This is a genomic window from Streptomyces sp. UW30, from assembly GCF_008042075.1.
Classification (GTDB): Bacteria; Actinomycetota; Actinomycetes; order Streptomycetales; family Streptomycetaceae; genus Streptomyces.
The window spans coordinates 203,599-225,462 of sequence record NZ_RDBN01000037.1 but is presented as its reverse complement, the minus strand read 5'-3'; the positions used below and the strand labels follow the sequence as shown (position 1 = coordinate 225,462).

General features: G+C 71.8%; 19 protein-coding genes. 12 read left to right on the top strand and 7 right to left on the bottom strand.

Annotated elements, in window-relative coordinates:
- Positions 1 to 172 precede the first annotated feature (172 nt).
- From EAO75_RS19585 to EAO75_RS19575, 3 genes are all read left to right on the top strand, one after another.
- A complete protein-coding gene (locus EAO75_RS19585; protein WP_147996377.1) occupies positions 173 to 838 on the top strand; it encodes a DUF3105 domain-containing protein in 666 nt (221 codons plus the stop codon).
- The gene (locus EAO75_RS19580) at positions 835 to 1,458 is read left to right on the top strand and encodes a DUF305 domain-containing protein (protein ID WP_147996376.1); all 624 of its coding nucleotides are present in this window, start codon (positions 835 to 837) and stop codon (positions 1,456 to 1,458) included. Before EAO75_RS19585 ends, EAO75_RS19580 begins: the two co-directional genes overlap by 4 nt.
- A 132-nt stretch (positions 1,459 to 1,590) precedes the next feature.
- A complete protein-coding gene (locus tag EAO75_RS19575; RefSeq protein WP_147996375.1) occupies positions 1,591 to 3,534 on the top strand; it encodes a protease pro-enzyme activation domain-containing protein in 1,944 nt (647 codons plus the stop codon).
- A gap of 84 nt (positions 3,535 to 3,618) precedes the next feature.
- Here the strand turns inward: EAO75_RS19575 and panB are convergent, their stop codons facing one another.
- A complete protein-coding gene (panB, locus tag EAO75_RS19570) occupies positions 3,619 to 4,494 on the bottom strand; it encodes a 3-methyl-2-oxobutanoate hydroxymethyltransferase (RefSeq protein WP_147996374.1) in 876 nt (291 codons plus the stop codon).
- A 181-nt stretch (positions 4,495 to 4,675) separates the two neighbouring features.
- On the opposite strand from panB, the gene EAO75_RS19565 reads away from it, so the two are divergent.
- The 6 genes from EAO75_RS19565 to EAO75_RS19540 all read left to right on the top strand — a co-directional run bounded on the left by EAO75_RS19565 (position 4,676) and on the right by EAO75_RS19540 (position 12,217).
- A complete protein-coding gene (locus tag EAO75_RS19565) occupies positions 4,676 to 6,265 on the top strand; it encodes an MFS transporter (protein ID WP_147996373.1) in 1,590 nt (529 codons plus the stop codon).
- A gap of 136 nt (positions 6,266 to 6,401) precedes the next feature.
- Positions 6,402 to 7,031 carry a TetR/AcrR family transcriptional regulator gene (locus EAO75_RS19560; protein ID WP_147996372.1) on the top strand — a complete coding sequence of 210 codons (630 nt, stop codon included), beginning with the start codon at positions 6,402 to 6,404 and terminating at the stop codon, positions 7,029 to 7,031.
- Positions 7,032 to 7,219: 188 nt separating this feature from the next.
- A complete protein-coding gene (locus tag EAO75_RS19555) occupies positions 7,220 to 8,272 on the top strand; it encodes an endonuclease/exonuclease/phosphatase family protein (RefSeq protein WP_147996371.1) in 1,053 nt (350 codons plus the stop codon).
- Between the two features lie 145 nt (positions 8,273 to 8,417).
- The gene (locus tag EAO75_RS19550) at positions 8,418 to 9,641 is read left to right on the top strand and encodes an MFS transporter (protein ID WP_147996370.1); all 1,224 of its coding nucleotides are present in this window, start codon (positions 8,418 to 8,420) and stop codon (positions 9,639 to 9,641) included.
- 729 nt (positions 9,642 to 10,370) lie between these two features.
- Positions 10,371 to 11,396, top strand: coding sequence for an ATP-binding cassette domain-containing protein (locus EAO75_RS19545; protein ID WP_147996369.1), 1,026 nt, complete (start codon positions 10,371 to 10,373; stop codon positions 11,394 to 11,396).
- Positions 11,393 to 12,217 (top strand): ABC transporter permease, encoded by an 825-nt coding sequence (locus EAO75_RS19540; protein ID WP_147996368.1) that lies wholly within the window; start codon positions 11,393 to 11,395, stop codon positions 12,215 to 12,217. Before EAO75_RS19545 ends, EAO75_RS19540 begins: the two co-directional genes overlap by 4 nt.
- A gap of 24 nt (positions 12,218 to 12,241) precedes the next feature.
- Here EAO75_RS19540 and EAO75_RS19535 read toward each other — a convergent pair whose 3' ends face one another.
- Both EAO75_RS19535 and EAO75_RS19530 read right to left on the bottom strand, forming a co-directional pair.
- Positions 12,242 to 15,592: an AfsR/SARP family transcriptional regulator gene (locus EAO75_RS19535; RefSeq protein ID WP_147996367.1), complete on the bottom strand. Its 3,351-nt coding sequence runs from the start codon at positions 15,590 to 15,592 to the stop codon at positions 12,242 to 12,244.
- A 108-nt stretch (positions 15,593 to 15,700) separates the two neighbouring features.
- On the bottom strand, positions 15,701 to 16,375 hold the full coding sequence (locus EAO75_RS19530; protein WP_147996366.1) for a DUF6578 domain-containing protein: 675 nt from the start codon (positions 16,373 to 16,375) through the stop codon (positions 15,701 to 15,703).
- Positions 16,376 to 16,488: 113 nt separating this feature from the next.
- Here EAO75_RS19530 and EAO75_RS19525 point away from each other — a divergent pair, with 113 nt between their 5' ends.
- Positions 16,489 to 17,289, top strand: a complete 801-nt coding sequence (locus EAO75_RS19525) for a site-2 protease family protein (protein ID WP_147996365.1) — start codon at positions 16,489 to 16,491, stop codon at positions 17,287 to 17,289.
- Between the two features lie 6 nt (positions 17,290 to 17,295).
- On the opposite strand, the gene EAO75_RS19520 is transcribed toward EAO75_RS19525, so the two are convergent.
- From EAO75_RS19520 to EAO75_RS19510, 3 genes are all read right to left on the bottom strand, one after another.
- Positions 17,296 to 17,481 (bottom strand): hypothetical protein, encoded by a 186-nt coding sequence (locus EAO75_RS19520; RefSeq protein WP_147996364.1) that lies wholly within the window; start codon positions 17,479 to 17,481, stop codon positions 17,296 to 17,298.
- Positions 17,482 to 17,554: 73 nt separating this feature from the next.
- A complete protein-coding gene (gene npdG, locus EAO75_RS19515) occupies positions 17,555 to 18,280 on the bottom strand; it encodes an NADPH-dependent F420 reductase (protein ID WP_147996363.1) in 726 nt (241 codons plus the stop codon).
- Between the two features lie 37 nt (positions 18,281 to 18,317).
- A complete protein-coding gene (locus EAO75_RS19510; RefSeq protein ID WP_147996362.1) occupies positions 18,318 to 19,391 on the bottom strand; it encodes a sialidase family protein in 1,074 nt (357 codons plus the stop codon).
- 142 nt (positions 19,392 to 19,533) lie between these two features.
- Here EAO75_RS19510 and EAO75_RS19505 point away from each other — a divergent pair, with 142 nt between their 5' ends.
- Positions 19,534 to 20,136: a hypothetical protein gene (locus EAO75_RS19505; protein ID WP_147996361.1), complete on the top strand. Its 603-nt coding sequence runs from the start codon at positions 19,534 to 19,536 to the stop codon at positions 20,134 to 20,136.
- Positions 20,137 to 20,300: 164 nt separating this feature from the next.
- Positions 20,301 to 21,632, top strand: a complete 1,332-nt coding sequence (locus EAO75_RS19500; RefSeq protein WP_147996360.1) for an MFS transporter — start codon at positions 20,301 to 20,303, stop codon at positions 21,630 to 21,632.
- Here the strand turns inward: EAO75_RS19500 and EAO75_RS19495 are convergent, their stop codons facing one another.
- A complete protein-coding gene (locus EAO75_RS19495) occupies positions 21,633 to 21,863 on the bottom strand; it encodes a hypothetical protein (RefSeq protein ID WP_147996359.1) in 231 nt (76 codons plus the stop codon).
- Position 21,864: the final 1 nt, after the last annotated feature.

Genomic DNA, 21,864 nt, shown 5'->3' with positions numbered 1-21,864 from the left:
GAAGCGTAGATAATGCGCATCCACGGTTCAAAATATCGGCCGACGGGCGGGCGTCGGCAGAGTGGGTCGGTTGCGATCCGGACTTTCCCGCCACCTCCCTACGAGAGGTCACTCCTTCCCCATTACGATCAGCGGACCCGACCGTCCCTTTCGCCAGAAGGACAATGACCTCATGGGCTCCGCCAAGAACAAGAACAGCGCTGAGCGCAAGGCGCGAATAGAGGAGATGCGGCGTGCGGAGCGGGCCCGTGAGCGCCGCAACCGCATCCTCACCATCGCCGCCAGCACGGTGGTCGTCGCCGGCCTCGTCGTCGGCGGAGTCGTGCTGGTCCAGTCGCAGTCCGACAAGAAGGACGAGGCGAAGCCCGACAAGAAGACCTCCGGGAAGTTCGTCGCCGGCGCGGACGGCGTGAAGACCTGGAAGGGGACGCTGGCCAGCACCCACGTCGAGACCAGCGTGAAGTACCTGATGGAGCCCCCGGTCGGCGGCAACCACCACCGGGCCTGGATGAACTGCAACGGCGACGTCTACACCAAGGAACTGGCCCGGGAGAACGCCGTGCACTCGCTGGAGCACGGCGCGGTGTGGGTGACCTACACCAGCAAGGCCGCCAAGGCCGACGTCGAGGCGCTGGCGGCGAAGGTCAAGCAGACGCCGTACACGCTGATGAGCCCGGACGAGCAGCAGAAGGACCCGATCATGCTCAGCGCGTGGGGACACCAGCGCACGGTGACGAGCGCCAGTGACCCGAACGTCGGCAAGTTCTTCGAGACGTACGTCCAGGGCAAGCAGACGCCCGAGCCGGGCGCGGCGTGCACGAACGGTCTGTCGGAGTGAAGCAGCACGTCGGCTGGATAGCAGGGACCGCGGCGGCGGTGCTCGTCGCCGCGGGCGCGATCACCTACGCGGTCGCCGAGGACGGCGGTTCGGGCACGACCCCGGTCGCCGACTCGGCGGACGCCGGCTTCGCGCGGGACATGGCGGTGCACCATCAGCAGGCCGTGGAGATGTCGTACATCGTGCGCGACCGCACCGATGACGAGGACGTGCGGCGGCTGGCCTACGACATCGCGCAGACGCAGGCCAACCAGCGCGGCATGCTGCTGGGCTGGCTGGACCTGTGGGATCTGCCGAAGGTGTCGTCGAAGGCGCCGATGACCTGGATGGGCATGGGCGACATGCCCTCCGCGGGGGACGGCTCGTTGATGCCGGGCATGGCCACCAATGCGGACATGAAGAAGCTCGGGACCCTCAACGGCAAGCAGGCGGAGATCTTCTTCCTCCAGTTGATGACGGACCATCACAAGGGCGGCATCCACATGGCCGAGGGCTGCCTCGACCGGTGCGGGGTCGGCGTGGAGAAGCGGCTCGCGCAGACGATGGTGAACGGGCAGCGGTCGGAGATCGACCTGATGGCCGACATGCTCAAGGAGCGGGGCGCGAAGCCGCGGTCGTAGGCCTGGAAATGGCTTTGTCATTAACGTAGTTGGGACCTTCTTGGGCCGGGCATTCCCCTGGCGTGAACGGTTCGTCGCTTAAGTGGCCACCGTCGGGTGATCCACTCGCACACGAATCGCACAGGGGGTTCCATGAGATCTCGACGTGCCGCGCGGCGCGCCTGCGTGAGTCTGGCGGCGACACTGCCTCTCCTCACCGGCGCGCTGGCGCTCGGCATACCGGTGGCGCACGCCGCCGACGCCCCGGGCCGTGACCGGCTCGCCGGCACCAAGCCCGCGTGGGCGACGCCCCGGGCGGACCAGGGCGCGGCCTCGGACGGCGCACAGGTCGCCGCACGCGTCTACCTGCAGGGCAAGGACGCGACCGGCCTCGCCGCCTACGCCAAGGCCGTCTCCGACCCGGACTCGGCGACGCACGGCAAGTACCTGACCGCGGCCCAAGCACAGTCCCGCTTCGGCGCGACCAAGGCCCAAGTGGCCGCCGTCAAGGGCTGGTTGACGTCGGCGGGACTGAAGGTCACGGCCGTCACCCGGCACTATGTCGCCGTCAGCGGCGATGTGGCCGCCGCGGAGAAGGCGTTCGGCACCCAGCTGCACAACTACACCAAGGGCGCGAAGACCTACCGCGCGCCGACGACGACAGCCTCGGTGCCGGACGGCGTCAAGGACGCCGTACTGACCGTCACGGGCCTCGACAACGCGCCGCACCTGGCGAGCCACCGGGACCAACTCCCGCCGCCGGAGACGGTGTTCCGCAACGCCGGGCCGTTCTCCACGTACCACGGCTCGAACGTGGCGAGCACGCTGCCGGACGCGTACGGCACGAAGATCCCGTACGCCGTCAAGGGCTACACCGGCAAGCAGCTGCGCGCCGCGTACGGCGCCGGCACGCGCACCGGCAAGGGCGTGCGCATCGCCATCACCGACGCGTACGCCTCCCCGACGATCGCCTTCGACGCGGCCACCTACGCCAAGCGCAACGGCGACGCGGCCTGGAAGAGCGGCCAGTTGCGCCAGGTCCTGCCCGCGAAGTACACGCGGACCAAGGAGTGCGGGGCGGCCGGCTGGTACGGCGAGGAGACCCTGGACGTCGAGGCCGCGCACGCGGTCGCGCCCGGCGCACAGATCACCTACGTGGGCGCCGCCTCCTGCTACGACGAGGATCTGCTCGACTCGCTCGGCAAAATCGTCGACAACCATCTCGCCGACATCGTCTCCAACTCCTGGGGCGAGGTCGAGGCCGACCAGACGCCGGATCTCGCGGCGGCCTACGACCAGGTCTTCCAGTTCGGCGCGGTCGAGGGCATCGGCTTCTACTACTCCTCGGGCGACGACGGCGACGAGGTCGCGAGCACCGGCACCAAGCAGGTGGACATCCCGGCGAGTTCGGCGTGGGTGACGGCGGTCGGCGGCACCTCGCTGGCGGTCGGCAAGGGCGACAAGTACCTGTGGGAGACCGGCTGGGGCACGCAGAAGGCGAGCCTCGCGGCCGACGGGAAGAGCTGGACCGGCTTCCCCGGCGCGTTCACCTCGGGCGCGGGCGGCGGCACGAGCAGGACCGTCGCCGAGCCGTACTACCAGCAGGGCCTCGTCCCGGACGCGCTGGCCAAGGCCAACAGCGCCGACGGCAACCGGGTCGTGCCGGACATCGCGGCGATCGCCGACCCGAACACCGGGTTCCTGGTGGGGCAGACGCAGACCCTGCCGGACGGCAGGACCCAGGCCTACGACGAGTACCGCCTCGGCGGCACCTCGCTCGCGGCGCCGGTCATCGCCGGCGTGCAGGCCCTCGCCCAGGAGGCGGCGGGCGGCAAGCCGCTCGGCTTCGCCAACCCCGCGATCTACGCGCGCTACGGCTCGAAGGCGTACCACGACGTCAAGGACAACCCGACGGGCTCCGGACTCGCGGTGGCCCGCGTCGACTTCGTCAACGGCTACGACGCGACGGAGGGACTGGCCACGTCCGTACGCAGCCTCGGCAAGGACAGCTCACTGAGCGCCGTGAAGGGCTACGACGACGTGACGGGCGTCGGCACGCCGGCGGGCGGCTATGTGGAGTCTTACCGCCGCCGCTGATCACCGGGCAAAAGGGGCGCCCCGCCGACGGGGGAAGATCGGCGGGGCGCTTGGTGCCGCAGTGGTTCAGGGGCCCGGGAGGGCTCAGTGGACGGAGTGCGCCTCCAGCGGGAACGTTCCGCCGACGACGTCGTCCGCGAACGCCTTCGCCGCGTTGCCCATGACCTCGCGCAGGTTGGCGTACTGCTTGACGAACTTGGGGACGCGGCCGCCGGTCAGGCCCAGCATGTCCGTCCAGACCAGGACCTGCGCGTCGGTCTCCGGGCCGGCGCCGATGCCGACCGTGGGGATGTGCAGCACACGCGTCACCTCGGCCGCGAGCTCCGCCGGCACCAGCTCCAGGACGACCGCGAACGCGCCCGCGTCCTGCACCGCCTTGGCGTCGCGCAGCAGCTGCGCGGCCGCCTCCTCGCCGCGGCCCTGGACGCGGTAGCCCATGGCGTTGACGGACTGCGGGGTCAGGCCGATGTGGGCCATCACCGGGATGCCGGACTCGACCAGCAGCTCGATCTGGCGGTGCGAGCGCTCGCCGCCCTCCAGCTTGACCGCCCCGACGCCGGCCTCCTTGACCAGCCGGGTCGCCGAGCGCAGGGCCTGCACCGGGCCCTCCTGGTACGAGCCGAAGGGCAGGTCGCCGACGATCAGGGCGCGGGAGGTGCCGCGTACGACGGCCGCCGAGAGCATGGTCATCTCGTCGAGCGTCACGGGCACGGTGGTCTCGTAGCCGAGGTGACAGTTGCCCGCCGAGTCGCCGACGAGCATGACCGGGATGCCGGCCTCGTCGAAGACGGACGCGGTCATCGCGTCGTAGGCGGTGAGCATGGGCCACTTCTCGCCGCGCTCCTTGGCGGCGGCGATGTCACGAACGGTGATGCGGCGGGTGCCCTTCCCCCCGTACAGCGCATTGCTGCCGTCGGAGGGCTTCGCCTGAGGCGTCTGGGCAGCCGAGAGCTGCGTCATGGCAACGGCTCCTTCATGTCATCTCGAGGCGCCCTGACGGCGTCCCCGGATCCCCTCCATGGTGGCACTTCGTGCCAGTCGCGGCCAAGCCCCCTCGTGTGAGATGCACCCCGTGTAAGAGCTCGGTAAAAATTTACGATACGAGACGGTGCCGTATCGAAAGTCTTCTAGGCTCGACGCCATGACTTCTCCCGTCCCTGACACCGGCTCCCGTATACCGGAGGCCGTACATCGGCGCCGCTGGGCGATCCTGGGTGTGCTGATGCTCAGCCTGCTGATCGTCGTGCTGGACAACTCCATCCTGAACGTCGCCATCAAGACGATCTCGACCCCGGCGCCGACCGGCCTCGGCGCCACCCAGAGCGAGCTGGAGTGGGCGATCAACGCCTACACCCTCGTCTTCGCGGGCCTGCTCTTCAGCGCGGGCATCCTCGGCGACCGGCTCGGCCGCAAGAAGGTGCTGCTCGGCGGCCTCGCCGTGTTCGGCATCGGCTCCGCGCTCGCCGCGTTCTCCGGCTCCCCCGGTGAGCTGATCGCCTTCCGCTCGGTGATGGGCCTCGGCGCCGCCTTCGTCATGCCGGCCACCCTCGCCGTCCTGATGAACGTCTTCGAGCGCGACGAGCAGCCCAAGGCCATCGGCATCTGGGCCGGCGGCGTCGGCCTCGCCATCGCCATCGGCCCGATCACCGGCGGTGTTCTGCTCGACCACTTCTGGTGGGGTTCGGTCTTCCTCATCAACGTGCCGATCGTGCTCCTCGCCCTCGCGCTGATGCTGTGGCTGGTCCCGGACTCGCGCGATCCGAACCCCGGTCGCATCGACCCCGTCGGCGTCGTGCTCTCCGTCGTCGGCCTCGTCCTGCTCGTCTACGGCATCATCAAGGGCGGCCAGCTCGCCGACTTCACGGACGCGACGGTCCTCGCGACGATCGCCGCCGGTCTCGCCGTACTCGCCGCCTTCGTGGTGTTCGAAAAGCGCAGCGACCACCCCTCCGTCGACATCACGTACTTCCGCAACAAGGTCTTCTCGGCCGCGATCGGCGTCATCGCGCTGGTCTTCTTCGCCCTGATGGGCGTGACCTTCTTCTCGGTCTTCTACACCCAGAGCGTGCGCGGCTACTCGCCGCTGGAGACCGGTCTGCTGATGCTGCCGCTGGCCGCCGCCCAGATGATCTTCGCGCCGCGGGCCCGGCTCCTGGTCGACCGGTTCGGCAACCGGGCCACGACGACCGGCGCCATGCTGCTCATCGCGCTCACGCTGGCCGCGTTCGCGACCTTCGAGGCGGACACGCCGATCTGGGTCCTGGAGGTCGTCTTCTTCCTCATGGGCGCCGCGATGGCGCACATCATGACGCCGGTCAGCGTCGTCATCATGCAGGCCCTGCCCCGCGAGAAGGCCGGTTCCGCCTCCGCCCTCAGCAACACCTTCCGCCAGGTCGGCGGCGCCCTCGGCATCGCCGTCCTCGGCTCGGTCCTGTCGACGGCGTACCGCGGCGACATCGAGGACCGGCTCACGGCGCTGCCGGAGGGCCTGCGGCACACGGCCGGCGAATCCATCGAGGCCACGCTCGGCGTCGCCGACAAGCTCGGCCCGCGCGGCGAGGCGCTCGTCGGCCCCGCCAACGACGCGTTCCTGCACGCCATGCACGTCACGGCGCTGTGGGGTGCGGGCATCGCCGTACTCGGCGCGGTGGTCGTGGCGTTGTTCCTGCCGGGGCGGCCGACGGCGCCTCAAAAGGGCGAGGAGGAACGGGAGTTGGTGGCATCCGAATAGAGCCGGGCGGGGCGGACGGGAGTGCCGGGAGGGGGCCGGGGCCGTGGCCGCGCAGGACTCGCCGCGGCCCGGCCGCCGCACCGGCGGCGGCCTACCCGGGGGACAATCAGCGCAGCCCACGGAAAGGACCGACCAAGTGAGCCCCGCCGACAGCAATCCCCGGCCGGACGGACCCGTCCGGGGCCGCCCCCGCAGCGAGGCCGTGGAGCGGTCCATCATCGAGGGCGTCATCCGGTTGCTGGAGGACGGGGTGCCGCTCGCGGAGCTCTCCATCGAGCGCATCGCCCGCACGGCGGGCGTCGGCAAAGCCACCATCTACCGCCGCTGGAGCGGCAAGGAGGAGCTCTTCGTCGACGTCGTACGCGCCGCCGAGCCCCCGGACCCCGAGCTGCCCGGCACCTCGGTGCGCGACGATCTCGTGACGCTGCTGGAGCAGTTGCGCCGGCGCGGCCTGATGACCCGGTCGTCGGTGCTCCTGCACAACGTCATCGCCCAGATGAAGCGCAGCCCGAAGATCTGGGACGCCTATCACGCGAACGTCGTCGAACCGCGGCGCAGGAAACAGCACGAGATCCTGCGCCGCGGGCAGGAGAACGGCGAGCTGCGCACGGACATCGACGTCGACGTGATGAACGACATGGTCTTCGGCCCGATGCTGGTGCGTGCCGTCATGCGCCCGGACGCCGAACTCCCGGAAGGGCTGGCGGAGCAGATGGCCGACGCGGTGCTCGAAGGTCTACGGCCCGTCAGTTCACCCACTCCGTAGTACGCATGTGCGCGTTTCGTCACAGAGCGCGCTTTCCCCGGCCCGGACCGGAACTCGCGAAGCCGACTTGTACGTCCTCGCCCCCGTACGGCCGTCATGGGTACGGCAGGAACGGAACCGATCATCCCCTAGGGTTTCCATGGGCGCGGGGGGACGACGGTGTGCACGGCAGGTAGTGAGGCGACGGTATGGCGCAGCAGGCGTACGTGACGGAGACGGACAGCAGCGGCTCGGGGCCCGAGCGCCAGGAATCCGGGCTTCGGCGCCTGCAAAGCCGCCTGGTCTCGGGCTGGCGCGGCGACCCCCGCATCTGGCGGCGCGGCATCGTGCTGGCCGCCCTCGCGGCGATCCTCGCCCTGGTCATGGGGCTGCACGCGAGGATCCCGAACGCCATCGGCAACCTCGGCTCGCTGACCGAGACGTTTCTGCCCTGGCTGGGCCTGTTCATCCCGGTTCTTCTCCTGCTGGCCCTGCTGCGGAAGTCCGCGACCGCGCTGATCGCCCTGCTGATCCCGGCGATCGTCTGGCTGAACCTCTTCGGCGGCCAGCTCTCCGACAAGACCGGCACCGGCGGCGACCTGACGGTGGCCACGCACAACGTCAACGCGGACAACACCGATCCGTCCGGAACCGCCCAGGACGTGGCCGCGTCCGGCGCGGACGTCGTGGCCCTGGAGGAGCTGACGGCGGACGCGGTCCCGACGTACGAGAAGGCGCTGGCGTCGACGTACAAGTACCACTCGGTGCAGGGCACCGTCGGGCTGTGGAGCAAGTACCCGCTCAGCGGCGTCCGGGCCGTCGACATCAAGCTGGGCTGGACCCGTGCCATGCGGGCCGCGGTGACGACGCCCGCCGGGCAGGTCGCGGTGTACGTCGCCCATCTGCCGTCGGTGCGCGTGAAGATGGAGGCCGGGTTCACCGCCCGGCAGCGCGACAAGAGCGCCAACGCGCTGGGCGAGGCGATTGCCGACGAGCCGCTGCACAAGGCCGTCCTGCTCGGCGATCTGAACGGCACGATGAACGACCGCGCCCTGCGGGCCGTCACCGCCCAGATGCGCTCCACGCAGGGCGCCTCGGGCAGCGGGATGGGGTTCAGCTGGCCGGCGTCGTTCCCGATGGCGCGGATCGACCAGATCATGGTGAAGGGCGTCGAGCCGATGAGCTCGTGGACGCTGCCGGCGACCGGGAGCGACCATCTGCCGGTGGCCGCGCGTGTGAAGGTCGACACATCCGCGTCCTGAAAGTCGCAGGTCAGCGCCTTCTGGATGGATCCTTGCAACCGGGTTGTCATCTGCCGGAATGCTGGGCCTGAGACGCTTTGTTCCGTACTTGAACATACGAGTCACGGAACGACGCTCTCGACACCCCGAAAGGCAAAGGCACTTCATGCCACTGGCCCTGCTCGCCCTCGCCGTAGGCGCCTTCGGTATCGGCACGACCGAGTTCGTGATGATGGGCCTGCTGCCCGAAGTCGCGAACGACCTGCACATCTCGATCCCCACCGCCGGGCATCTGGTCTCGGCGTACGCGCTCGGTGTCGTGATCGGCGCCCCGCTGCTGGCGGCGCTCACGGCACGTATGCCCCGCCGCACGGTCCTGATCGGTCTGATGGCCCTGTTCGTCGCGGGCAACGCGTTGTCCGCCCTCGCCCCCGACTACCACTGGCTGATGGCCGCCCGCTTCCTGAGCGGCCTGCCGCACGGCGCGTTCTTCGGCGTCGGCGCGGTCGTGGCGACGAGCATGGTCGCACCGGAGCGCAAGGCCCGCTCCGTGTCGCTGATGTTCCTGGGCCTCACGGTCGCCAACATCGCGGGTGTGCCGGTGGGCACGCTCCTGGGGCAGCACCTCGGCTGGCGGGCCACGTTCCTCGGCGTGAGCGTGATCGGCCTCGCGGCGATCGTGTCGCTGGCGCTGCTGATACCGCGCGGCGCGGCGCACGCGGCTCCGGCCGCAGGCCTGCGCGGCGAGCTGGCCGCCCTGCGCTCGGTCCCGGTGTGGCTGGCGCTCGGCACGACGGTGGCGGGCTTCGGCGCGCTGTTCGCCGCGTACAGCTACATCACGCCGATGCTGACCGACTCCGCCGGGTACGCCGACGCCAGCGTGACGCTGCTGCTCGCGCTGTTCGGCGTGGGCGCGACGATCGGCAACCTGTTGGGCGGACGGCTGGCGGATCACGCCATGCGGCGGACGCTCTTCGGGGGGCTGCTCTCCCTGGCCGCGGTGCTGGCCCTGTTCCCGCTCCTGATGTCCACGGCGTGGAGCGCGGCCCTGGCGGTGATGCTGCTCGGCATGGCGGCCTTCGTGACCGGCTCCCCGCTCAACCTGATGGTGATGGAGAAGGCGTCGTCGGCCCCGTCCCTGGCCTCCTCGGCCAACCAGGCGGCCTTCAACCTCGCGAACGCGGGCGGCGCCTGGATCGGCGGCCTCGCCCTCGCGGCCGGCTTCGGAGTCACCTCCCCTGCCCTGGCGGGCGCGGCGCTGGCCGTGCTCGGACTCGGGGTCGCGGGCACCGCGTACGCGGTGGACCGGCGCCGGGTCGCTCCGCGGACCGTGCGAGAACACCTGGTCGCGGGACACGTCCCACAGCAGCCAGAAACGGTCCAGCACTGACCTTCGCGGGTCCTGCGGTGAGGGGCGCCCGGTGATCACCGGGCGCCCCTTGGTGTTTGTTGTCGGCGGGGTGCCTGCGGCGCAGAGGGCTGGAGGCGGGTTGGGGGCCGGTGGGTAGGGCACGGCCCCGGCGGCGAGTTGAGGGCCTGCGCATGGGGCACGGACCCGGCGGCGGGGCGCGGCCGGCGGCAGCTTGCAGGTCTGTCGGCACATTGGGGGCCCTCGGCAGGTCGCGGCTTCGCGGGAGGGAGCAGGTCCGCCGACAAGTTTCGGGACCATCGACAGGTCTCGGGCCCGTCGGCAGGCTGCGGCCCTGGCGGCCGGTCGCAGGCACGCCGGGAGCGTGCGGGCCCGTCGACAGGCAGCGGCCCAGGCGGCTGGTCGCGGGCCCGTCGACAAGTTGCAGGACCGTCCGCAGGCCGCGGGCCGGTCAACAAATCGGGCCCGTCGGCAGACCGCGGCCCAGGCGACAGGGCACAGGCCCGCCGGAATCGCGCAAGCCCGTCGACAAGCAGCGGCCCAGGCGGCACGCGCGGTCCTCGGCAAAGCGCAGGCCCGACGGCACGGCGCAGGCCCGACGGCACAGCGCAGGCGCGGCGCAGGCACGGCGCGCAGCGCAGGCACTGCGCACGCCCGTCCGTGGCCCCGTCGCTGCTGTTGGTGGCCTCTTGGCGGCGGTGTCGGTGGACTGTCGGTGTTTTGTCGGTGTGGGGTGGCACCGTCGTCCCCATGAAGCGAATCGACAACAAGCCGGGCGGCGTGAGCAGCGCCGTCTCCGTGCGGGGGTTGGTCAAGCACTACGGCGAGACCAAGGCTCTGGACGGTGTGGACCTGGACGTACGTGAGGGCACCGTCATGGGGGTGCTGGGACCGAACGGGGCGGGCAAGACCACCCTGGTGCGGATCCTGTCGACACTGCTGGCGCCGGACGCCGGGCAGGCGACCGTCGCCGGATACGACGTGGTGCGCCAGCCTCGGCAGCTGCGCCGCGTGATCGGGCTGACCGGGCAGTACGCCTCCGTGGACGAGAAGCTCCCCGGGTGGGAGAACCTGTATCTGATCGGGCGGCTGCTGGATCTGCCCCGCAAGGAGGCACGCACACGTGCCGACGAGCTGCTGGAGCGGTTCTCGCTGACCGAGGCGGCGAAGCGGCCGGCCTCCACCTACTCCGGTGGAATGCGGCGCCGCCTCGACCTGGCCGCCTCCATGATCGGACGGCCGAACGTGCTGTTCCTCGACGAGCCGACCACAGGGCTCGACCCGCGCACCCGCAACGAGGTGTGGGACGAGGTCAAGGCCATGGTCGGGGACGGTGTGACCGTGCTGCTGACCACGCAGTACATGGAGGAGGCCGAGCAGCTCGCCTCCGAGCTGACCGTCGTCGACCGGGGCAAGGTCGTCGCGGGCGGCGGCATCGAGGAGCTCAAGGCCAAGGTCGGCGGGCGCACGCTCAGGGTCCGCCCGGTCGACGCCCTGCAACTGCGCCCGCTCGCCGGGTATCTCGACGACCTCGGCATCACCGGGCTCGCGGCCACCACCGTGGACACCGCCTCCGGCACCCTCCTGGTCCCGATCCTCAGCGACGAGCAGCTGACCGCCGTCGTCGGCGCCATCACCGCGCGCGGCGTCACGCTCGCCTCCATCACCACCGAACTGCCCAGCCTGGACGAGGTGTTCATGTCCCTCACCGGCCACCGCGCCAGCGCCCCGCAGGACACCGTGCCCACCGACGACCGCGAGGAGGTCGCCGTATGAGCGCCGCCACCGTCACCACCGAACCCCGCACCACCGACGACGCCCGCATCACGCTGCGCGGGCACCTGCGGCACACCGGTGCGCTCGTGCGCCGCAATCTGCTGTGGATCCGGCAGGACCCGGAGTCCATGGCCGACGCGCTGCTGATGCCGGTCATCTTCACCCTGCTGTTCGTGTTCGTCTTCGGCGGCTCGATCGGGCAGGCGCTGGGCGGCGGTCAGGACCAGTACGTGCAGTACGTGATCCCCGGCATGATCGCGATGATGAGCATGACGCTCTCCCAGGGCGTCGGCACCGGGTTCAGCCAGGACTTCAACTCCGGTGTCATGGACCGTTTCCGGTCCCTGCCCATCGGGCGCGGCTCGGTGCTCTTCGCGAAGATCTCGGTGGAACTGCTGCGGATGCTGTTCGCCACCGCCGTACTGATGATCGTCGCGGTCCTGGTCGGGTTCGACATCACGAGCTGGCCCGGCCTGTTCGCGACCGTGGCCCTGTCGACGGCGTTCGCGTCGTCGATCATGTGGGTGTTCCTCACCCTCGGCGTGATCATGAAGAGCGCGCAGTCCGTGCAGGCGATGGGCTTCCTGGTGCTGTTCCCGCTCCAGTTCGGCTCGTCGATCTTCGCGCCGACGGGCTCGATGCCGGGCTGGCTCCAGGGCTTCACCGACTACAACCCGCTGTCCACCCTCGCGGACGCCTCGCGCGGACTGATGGTGGGCGGGCCGGTCGCGCACGACCTGTGGGTGACGCTCGGCTGGTCGGTGGCCATCACCGCGGTCATGGCGCCGGTGGCCATCCACAAGTTCCGTACGAAGAGCTGACGCGTCGGGCGCCGCGTGATCGCGTCAGACCAGGGCGGCGGCCTCCCGGGGGGAGAGCCCGCCGCCCTCGGCGTACGCCGTCTCGAAGCCCTCGTCGCCCAGTGCCGCCCGCAGCGCCCGCGCGGCCTGGGCGTGTGTCTCGCGCTCCATCGTCGTCGGGGCATGACTGGCCGGCAGCATCACGTCGCCCGCGGCGAGACAGCGGGCTCCGTCGCGGGCGCGGCTCCCGCCGTCGACGCCGGCGAGGGCGAGCGCGGCGACGTGCAGGTACATCGCGCGCATGTACGGGGCCATGGCCTGCGACAGCGGGTCCTCGGCCCGTTCCAGGGCCAGGCGGACCTTGTCCAGGCATGCCTCGTAGCAGCCGTCGGCCGCCTCCACGAAGGCCTCCCCGCCGAGGATGAAGGCGTCGAAGATGATGAAGTGGGCGATCTTGAAATCTTCGCGCAGCAACACGATCTGCTCACGCGCCTCGGCTGTCCGGCCGGTCAGCGAGAGCCACCCGGCGATGGCGAGCCGCGCGAAGGGCATGGCCTCGTTGCTCGCGCCGTCCACTCCCGCGATCACGTCACGCAGCATCCGCTCGCCGCGCTCGGACTCCCCGGCCTCCAGCAGCGCACTGCCGAGCCGGGCCTTGAGCACCTCGCCCTGCGCGCGGGCACCGAGCCGCTCGGCGATCTCGATCGCCGCCTCGTAGTCGGCGCCCGCGAGGTCGTAGCGCCCCTTGCGTTCATGGGACTCGGCCCGCGCGGCGAGCGCCTCGGCGGTGCCCCACAGATCGCCGATGCGCCGGTAGATCTCCAGCGACTCCTCGGCGTCCCGGGTCGCGTCGCCCGCCCAGTCGCCGCGGTTGGAGTACAGGTTGGCGCGCCACTGGAGGCTGGAGGCGAGCTCCCAGTCGTAGCCGGGTGTCTCGCGCGAGGTGCGGACGGTGGCGTCGACGACCGTCCGCAGCCGCTCCACGTCTCCGGAGAGCATGACGCCGAAGAACCAGAGCATGCCGGGGACGCGGCAGGTCTGCGGCTGGCCGGGCTCGTAGGTGGCCGCGATGGACCGCAGCTTCGTCTGCGCCTCGGGGGTCTGCCAGGCGTCCAACTCGGTGTCCATGCAGGCGAGATGGACCAGGTGGGTGCCGCGCCGGGCCTCGGCGAGGACCTCGCCGGTCCACGGCGGCGGGGCGGCCGTGCAGCGCTCCCACACGGGGGCGGCGGGCAGCGGCGGCTCGGGGAACGGGTCGGGGCCGAGGGCCATGACCTCACGTGACCAGTTGCGGGCCTCGATCCGCAGGTCGCGCATCTGCCAGTACCAGGCCAGCGACAGGATCAGGCACATCGCCTCCTGCTCCTCGCGGCCGGCGACGGCGTGGCGCAGGGCGGTGCGCAGGTTCTCGTACTCGCGCTCCAGCCGCTCGATCGCGGCGAACTGGCCGGGGCCGCGCAGCAACGGGTCGGTGGTGCGGGCGAGTTCGCGGTAGTACGTCAGATGCGCGCGTCCGGCCTGCGCCCGCTGCCCGGCCTCGTCGAGCCGCTCGCCCGCGTACTCGGCGACGGTTTCCAGCAGCCGGTAGCGCATCTCGCCGTCGGTGCCCTTTCCGGGCAGGGGCGCCGCCACCACGAGGGACTTGTCGACGAGGGAGCCGAGCGCCTCCAGGGCGAACGGCCCGCACACCGCCTCGGCGGCGGCGAGGTCGCAGCCGCCCGCGAAGACGGACAGCCGCCGCAGCACCTCCCGTTCGTCCTCGTCGAGCAGCTCCCACGACCAGTCGACGACGGCGCGCAGCGTCTGCTGGCGGGGCAGGACGGTGCGGCTGCCGGAGGTGAGCAGCCGGAAGCGGTCGTCGAGCCGGTCGGCGATCTGGCGTGGGGTCAGCATGCGCAGCCGGGCGGCGGCGAGCTCGATCGCGAGGGGCAGACCGTCGAGCCGCCGGCAGATCTCCGCGCACCCCGCCGGGTCGTCCTCTATCCGGAACCCCGGTCGCGCGGCCGCGCCCCGGTCGGCGAGCAGTCGCAGCGCGAACGGCTCGGGCAGCGGGTCCACGGGGCGCAGCAACTCCCCGGGTACGCCGAGGGGTTCGCGGCTGGTGGCCAGCACCGTCAGGTTCGGGCAGCGCTCCAGCAGCTCCTCGACGAGCCGGGCGGCGGCCTCGACGACATGCTCGCAGTTGTCGAGGATCAGCAGCATGCGGCGCCTGCCGCAGTGCTCGGCGAGCCGCTCCACGGGGTCGTCGTGCCGTTCGTTGCCGGCTCGCATGGCCTCGGCGCCGGCGCCGTACAGCACGGTCTCGCGGGCGCCGACCGCGGTGAGCACGGCCTCGGGGACGGCCGCGGCGTCGTCGACCGGCGCGAGCTCGGCCAGCCACACCCCGTCCGGCGCACCGCCGCGCACCCTCTCGGCGGCCTCCTGCGACAGCCGCGTCTTCCCGGCACCGCCGGGGCCGAGCAGGGTGACCAGCCGGGCGGCGGTGCCGGGAAGACGCGGCTGTCGCAGGAGGCCGCCGAGAGGGTGCGCGGCGGTGCGCCGGACGGGGTGTGGCTGGCCGAGCTCGCGCCGGTCGACGACGCCGCGGCCGTCCCCGAGGCCGTGCTCACCGCGGTGGGAGGCGCCGCTCCCGCCGCCCGCGCCCGGCCCGGTCCCCCGTCCGTCCTGCGTCGGCCGGAGCAACTCCCCGTGCAGCGACCGCAGTTCCGGGCCCGGGTCCGAGCCGAGCCGGTTCGCCAGGAGTCGTCGTACGTCCTCGTAGCCGGCCAGCGCCTGGGCCGTGCGGCCCGCGTCGCGCAGGGCGCGCAGGCGCAGGGCCTGGAGGGGCTCGTCCAGGGGGTGGGTGTCGCACAGGGCGGTCAGCTCGGGCAGGGACTGCTCGGCGTGGCCGAGGGCGAGGGCGGCGCCGTGGCGGGCGCGCAGGGCGTCCAGGCGACGGGTCTCCTGGCGGGCCGCCTCGGCGGTGTGGTCGGGGAGGTCGGCGAGGGCGGGGCCGCGCCACAGGGCGAGGGCGTCGTCCAGGACGCCGGCCGCCTTGGCGGGGTCGCCGTCGGCCAACGCGCGCGTCCCCTCGCCGACGAGCCGCTCGAAGCGGTGCAGGTCGATGTCGTCGGACGCGGCGGCGAGCCGGTATCCGCCCTCCGCCGAGACGATCGCGTCCGCCCCGAGGGCCCGCCGCAGCCGTCCGACCAGTGCCTGGAGCGCGCCCGTCGCGTCGGCGGGCGGCTCGCTGCCCCACACCTCGTCGACCAGCAGCCCTGCGGGCACGGTCCGGCCGGCCCGCAGCGCCAGCACGGTCAGCAGTGCGCGAAGCCGCGCCCCGCCGACCGGAACGGGGCGGCCGTCGGGGCGAAGTACCTGGGTGGTGCCGAGGATGCGATAGCGCACGGGGTCCATTGTCTCTGGTCGGTCGGGGACGGTCACAGGGTTGGCGGGCGCGGCGGGCGAGTACGTGAGGCGGGGTGGCAGCCCGCTTGCGGGCAGTGGCGAGGACATGGGGCGCCGTCAGCCCGGTTCCGGGACGGTGCTCAGGGATTCCAGCAGTTCGGTCAGGGCGGCCGGGGTCAGGCCCGTCACCTCGGCGCCGGGGGCCGTGCTCTCGTGCGGGAGGCCGCGGGCCTCGCGTACCGCGTACGACAGCCGGGAGTCCGTGCCGGGCACCTCCAGGGTCACCAGCACGCCCGCCTCGGCATCCGCGAACCACTTCGGGCACTCCCGCACCGAGCGAAGCGAGCGTTGCCCGGGGACCGGCTCGCGCGTCCACGAACCCGGCGGTGTCTCGGCGAAGCCCTGCTCCAGGACCTGGATCGCCCGGATGCTGCCACTCGTTTCGGGCAGGGCGTCGCCGTGGAACTCGGCCGTGAGGAGGCCGGCCAGGCGGAGCCGGTCCCCCGGCCGCACGGCGCCCGCCTCCTCGTCGGCGGCGGTGTCGGGCGGATGCCCGCGCAGGGCCACCACCAGCCCGTTCTCCTCGCGCAGGACCCGAACCGGGCCCTCGTCGTCCCCCGCCATGTCCTCCACCGGTCCGGCGATCCTGGTGAGCTGATCGTGCCAGCCACCGCCCAGCACGTCCTCGGACGTCTGGAACAGCAACGGCCAGCTCACCTCGTCGCCCACCTTGAACGGCGTACCGCAACACTCCATCTGCCAGTCCGCGTAGAACACATGCCACAGCCCCATGGCCCCACCTTCCCTGGAACCAGCCACCCACCGCGAGACGTTTTCCCGGTGCGCCCGGTACGGTCGGGCAGGCCCGCCGTCCCGTCCCGTCCCTTCCCACAGGAGCTCCCCACATGACGACCGCCCTCAGCCGCCGCAGCGAACGGCGGATCAGCCCCGTCTTCGTCGGGATCCTGGCCGTCACCGCGGTGACGGGCTGGGCCACCTGGACCGGGTTCGCCGAGCAGCCCGGCCTGGCCGTGTTCCTGTTCGTGACGGCGTCCTGGATCGTGTCGCTGTGTCTGCACGAGTACGCACACGCGCGTACGGCCCTGCACAGCGGCGACATCTCGGTCGGCGCGAAGGGCTACCTCACGCTCAACCCGCTGAAGTACACGCACGCGCTGCTCAGCATCGTGCTCCCGGTCGTCTTCGTGATCATGGGCGGCATCGGCCTGCCGGGCGGCGCCGTCTTCATCGAGCGCGGACGGATCCGGGGCCGTTGGCGGCACAGTCTGATCTCGGCCGCGGGGCCGCTGACCAACGTGCTGTTCGCCGTGGTGTGCACCGCACCGTTCTGGCTGGACGCGCTGGACGGTGTCCCGAGGGACTTCCGCTTCGCGCTCGCCTTCCTCGCGCTGCTCCAGGTCACGGCCGCGATCCTGAACTTCCTGCCGGTCCCGGGCCTGGACGGCTACGGCGTGATCGAGCCCTGGCTGTCGCACAAGATCAAGCGCCAGGTGGAGCCGTTCGCCCCGTTCGGCCTGCTGTTCGTGTTCGCGCTGCTGTGGCTGGGCCCGGTCAACAGCGCATTCTTCGACGTGATCGACACGATCCTGCGCGGCCTCGGCATCAGCGACTTCGACACCTACTGCGGCTACGACCTGTTCCGCTTCTGGCGGGACTCGAACGAGCTCTGCACGATCGGCTCGTGACGGCGGTCAGCTCGCGGCGGAGTCCCGTCGCCCGTCCCTGCCCCGCTTGACGTAGTACCAGGTCATGTTGGACGACAGTCCCGCCAGCAGCACCCACACGATCCCCAGCAAGTTGCCCTGCGCGAAGGAGACCACGGCCGCGGCCACGGCGAGCACACAGACGATCAAGGCATAGACACCAAGGCGGGGCATTTCACTCGGCTCCTTCGGGGGACACTGCTACGCGAACAGTGTCCCCCATCCCCTCATCCGTCGGTGCATCCCCTCATACGTCGGTGACGCGGAGCCCCGCGTGCGCCTTGTACCGCCGGTTCACCGAGATCAGGTTCGCGACCAGCGACTCCACCTGGTGCGCGTTGCGCAGCCGCCCCGCGAAGATGCCGCGCATGCCGGGGATACGGCCGGCCAGCGCCTGGACGATCTCGACGTCCGCCCGGTCCTCCCCGAGCACCATCACGTCGGTGTCGATCTCGTCGATCGCCGGGTCCTCCAGCAGCACCGCCGACAGATGGTGGAAGGCCGCCGTCACCCGCGACTCGGGCAGCAGGGCGGCGGCCTGCTCGGCGGCACTGCCCTCCTGCGGCTTCAACGCGTAGGCGCCCTTCTTGTCGAAGCCGAGCGGGTTGACGCAGTCGACGACCAGCTTGCCGACCAGGTCCTCGCGCAGCGATTCGAGGGTCTTGCCGTGGCCCTCCCACGGCACGGCGACGATCACGATGTCGCTGCGCCGCGCGCACTCGGCGTTGTCGGCGCCCTCGACGCCGTGCCCGAGCTCCTCGGCGGCGGCCTGGGCACGCTCGGCGGCCCGCGAGCCGATGATCACCTTCTGGCCGGCCCGGGCGAGCCGGTAGGCGAGGCCCTTGCCCTGGGGCCCGGTCCCGCCGAGCACGCCGACGACGAGCCCGGAGACGTCGGGGAGGTCCCAGGGGTCCTTGGCCGGGGCCTTCGCGGGGGCGTCGGTGGGCTGCTGTGCACTGTCGGTAGAGGTCATGGGCCGACTTTACGTCCGCCCGTGCCGGGCCGACGGCTCAGGTGAGCCGGTTCACGGGCACCCTTCGGAAGGTGATGCTCTCGTACGGCCCGAAGTCACCGGTCTCGTAGAGGAGTCCGACCGTCTCCTCGTCGATCCGGACCAGGTCCGAGTACGCGGCGGGCAGCCCGTCCGCCGTGTATGCGGACCGCCAGGTGACGCCGTGGTCGGTGGAGACGCGGATCGTCATCAGGGCGCGGGCGGCCGGGTCGGCGGGACCGGAGAAGAGGAGCACGTCCGGGTCGCGGAGCTGGAGCACGCTGCCCTCGCAGATGGGGGCGACGAGGCCGGCCTGCGGGCGGAAGGGCTTGACCAGCGTCTGACCGCCGTCGTCGGAGTAGGCGTCGGCGCGGTTGCCGGGCGACACGGAGTCGTTGCGGGTGTTGAAGTAGACGCGGCCGTCGGGGAGTTCGGCGGCCGTGCTCTCGTTGACGTTGATGTAGCCGTCGGTGTTCTCGTCGATGTAGCCGATGCGCCAGGTGGCCCCGCGGTCGTCGCTGAGCAGGCAGTGGCCGCTGTTGTACCTGGCCTCCGTGCCGCTGTCGGTGCCGGCGGGCGGGATCGTGTGGTTGGCGGCGACGACGACCCGTCCGGTGCCCAGCTGGATCGCGTGGCCGGGCGTGGTGGCGTACCAGCGCCATCCCGGCTTCTTCACCTGTGCGGTGATCTCCTTCGAGCTCGACCAGGTGACGCCGTCGTCGTCGCTGTGGCGCACCCAGACCCGGCGGCCGTCGGTGTCGCTCACCTCGCCGCGGAGGATGGCGTCCTCGCTGGCGCCGGCGGTGGAGCGGACGTAGACGAGCAGGATGCGACCGGAGTCGAGGACGACGGGGGCGGGGTTCCCGGCGAGGTGCCAGTTGTTGTCGGCGGCCACCGTGAGGGGACCCCAGGTGTGGCCGCCGTCCGTCGACCGCTTCAGGACGATGTCGATGTGCCCGTAGTCGCGGGCGGAGTTGACCCGGCCCTCGCAGAAGGCGAGGAGCGTGCCGGAGGCGGTGGCGACGACGGCCGGGATACGGAAGCTCGCGTAGCCCTCGCGGCCGGCGCGGAAGGGGACGCTGGTCTCTGTCATGAGGGCTCCTCGGAGGCCGGCCGCCACGGCCCGGCGGCGGGTGGTCGCGGTACGGACGGGTAACGACTGCCTCTGCCCAGGTTGGGCGAATTCGTGGTGAACTCCGGGTCACGAGTGGTCGGTTACGGCAGGATGCGGTCGCATGGATGCCGTACGTGTCGCGTTGCTGCGCGAAGTACTCGCCGGAACCGAATGGTTGGGGTCGACCCGGCGGTTCGCGGGCGCGCTGCGGGCGTCGGCGGTGGCGCACGGCGGCGGGCTGCTGCTGGTCGGCACGCGGGAGTACGAGCCGTGGCATCTGGCGGCCCATCTGGTGGACGAGGCCGCGTGGTCGGGAACGCCGGAGCTCGCTCCCACCCTCGTACGGCATGACGCGCGCGCCTCGGATCCGGCCCATCTGGCGGTCGGGCTCGGGCGGTTGGCGGCGGCGCGGCGCGGCGAGACGCTGCTGGTGGTGTCGCCCGCCGAGCCGGGGGCACCGCTGCTGGAACGGGTGCACGACGCCCGGCGGGCCGGGGCGACCGTGCTGGCGCTCGGCACCGGCGAGGGAGAGCTGACGACGATGGCCCACGAGCGGCTGGTCGTGCCGCAGGGCGCGGAGCTGGACCTGGACACGGTGCAGCACCTGGTGAGCGCGGCGGCGGGCGAGAACGCGGTGCCCTCCGGGCGGGGGCGCCGACGGTTGCGGGACCGCCTGTCGAGGCTGGCGCAGTCACTGACGGCACCGCCACCGCCGCGGTGGTGAATGCGCCGGATGACGGGGGTGGCTTCTGCCGTCGGGCGGTCGTCGGGCGGACATCGGCTGTCGGGGGCATCCCCGCGCCCCTGGACTGCGTTGCCATCGCGTCGGCTGGACCCCACCCGAAAACCGGTTGCCCCAGCCACCTACCCGTCCGACCATGACCCCTCGTGACCGCCAACTCCCCCACACCCGACCCCACCCCTTCCTCCCGCCTTCGCTCCGTGCTCCCCGACCTCGCCCCCTGGCGGGCCTCCGCCGACTTCCGGAGGCTGTGGCTGGCGGGGCTGATCACGTACTTCGGCAGCTTCCTGACCTTCGTCGCGCTGCCCGTGCAGATCAAGGAGCTCACCGGGTCCGCCGCGGCGGTGGGGGCGATCGGGGCCGTGGAGCTGGTGCCGCTGATCGTGTTCGGGCTGTACGGGGGCGCGCTCGCCGACGCGCTCGACAAGCGGCGGCTGATCGTGTGGACGGAGGCCGGGCAGGCGGTGCTGAGCGCGGTGCTGCTGGTCAACGCGCTGCTGCCGAGCCCCGCGATCTGGCCGCTGTACGTCGTGGCCGCCCTGTCCTCCGCGCTGGTGTCGGTCCAGCGCCCGGCCATGGACGCCCTGTTGCCCCGGATCGTCGCCCACGACCATCTCCCGGCGGCCGCCTCGCTCAACGCGCTGCGCTGGCAGGTCGGCGGTGTCGCGGGTCCCGCCCTGGCCGGTGTGGTCGTCGCGTACGCGGGGCTCGGCTGGGCGTACGGCGCGGACCTGGTGACGTTCGTCGTATCTGTCGTCTTCGTCATCGGCCTCGCCCCCTCCCCCGCCTCCCACGAGGCCGCGAAGCCGTCCCTGAAGGCCATCGCCGAGGGCGCCCGGTACGCCTGGAGCCGCAAGGAGCTGCTCGGCACGTATGTCGTCGACATCGCGGCGATGCTGTTCGCGCTGCCGCTCGCAGTGCTGCCGTTCCTCGCGGACGAGCTGAACGCCCCCTGGTCGCTGGGCCTGATGTACGCCGCGATGCCGGCCGGCGCGATGGTGGTGAGCCTGACCAGCGGCTGGACCTCGCGGGTGCACCGGCACGGGCGGGCCGTGGTGCTGGCGGCCGCGCTGTGGGGCGTGGCCGTGGCGGCCGCCGGTGTGTCGCGGAACGTATGGCTGGTGCTGCTGTTCCTGGCGCTCGGCGGCGCGGCCGACATGGTCAGCGGCGTCTTCCGCGGAGTGATGTGGAACCAGACGATCCCGGACGAGCTGCGCGGCCGGCTCGCCGGGATCGAACTGCTGTCGTACTCGGTGGGCCCGCAACTGGGCCAGACCTACATGGGCGGCGTCGCGGCCTGGAAGGGCGTACGGACCTCCGTCTGGTCGGGCGGCCTGCTGTGCGTGGGCGCGGTGGGGCTGCTGGCGCTGTGCCTGCCGAAGCTGATGACGTACGACGCGCGCACGAACGAGCACGCGGTACGGCTGCGGGAGCAGCGGACGGCGGCAGCAGCCGCACCGGAACCGGCGCCGGGCTGATCAGGTGTCGTCCGCAGGGCCCGTGGGGGCGTCGTGCCACCGCGGGTCGTTCTCCCACTCCAGGTTGCGCTCCCGCGCGAGGTCCATCGCCTGCTGGGCCTCCCCGCGGGTGGCGTAGGGCCCGAAACGGTCCTTGGCCGGGCAGTCCGGCCCCTCCTCGACCTTCTTGTGGACGAGGCAGTAGTACCACTCGCCGGGCTTCCCGACCGTGCGCTTCTTGAACAAGGCCATG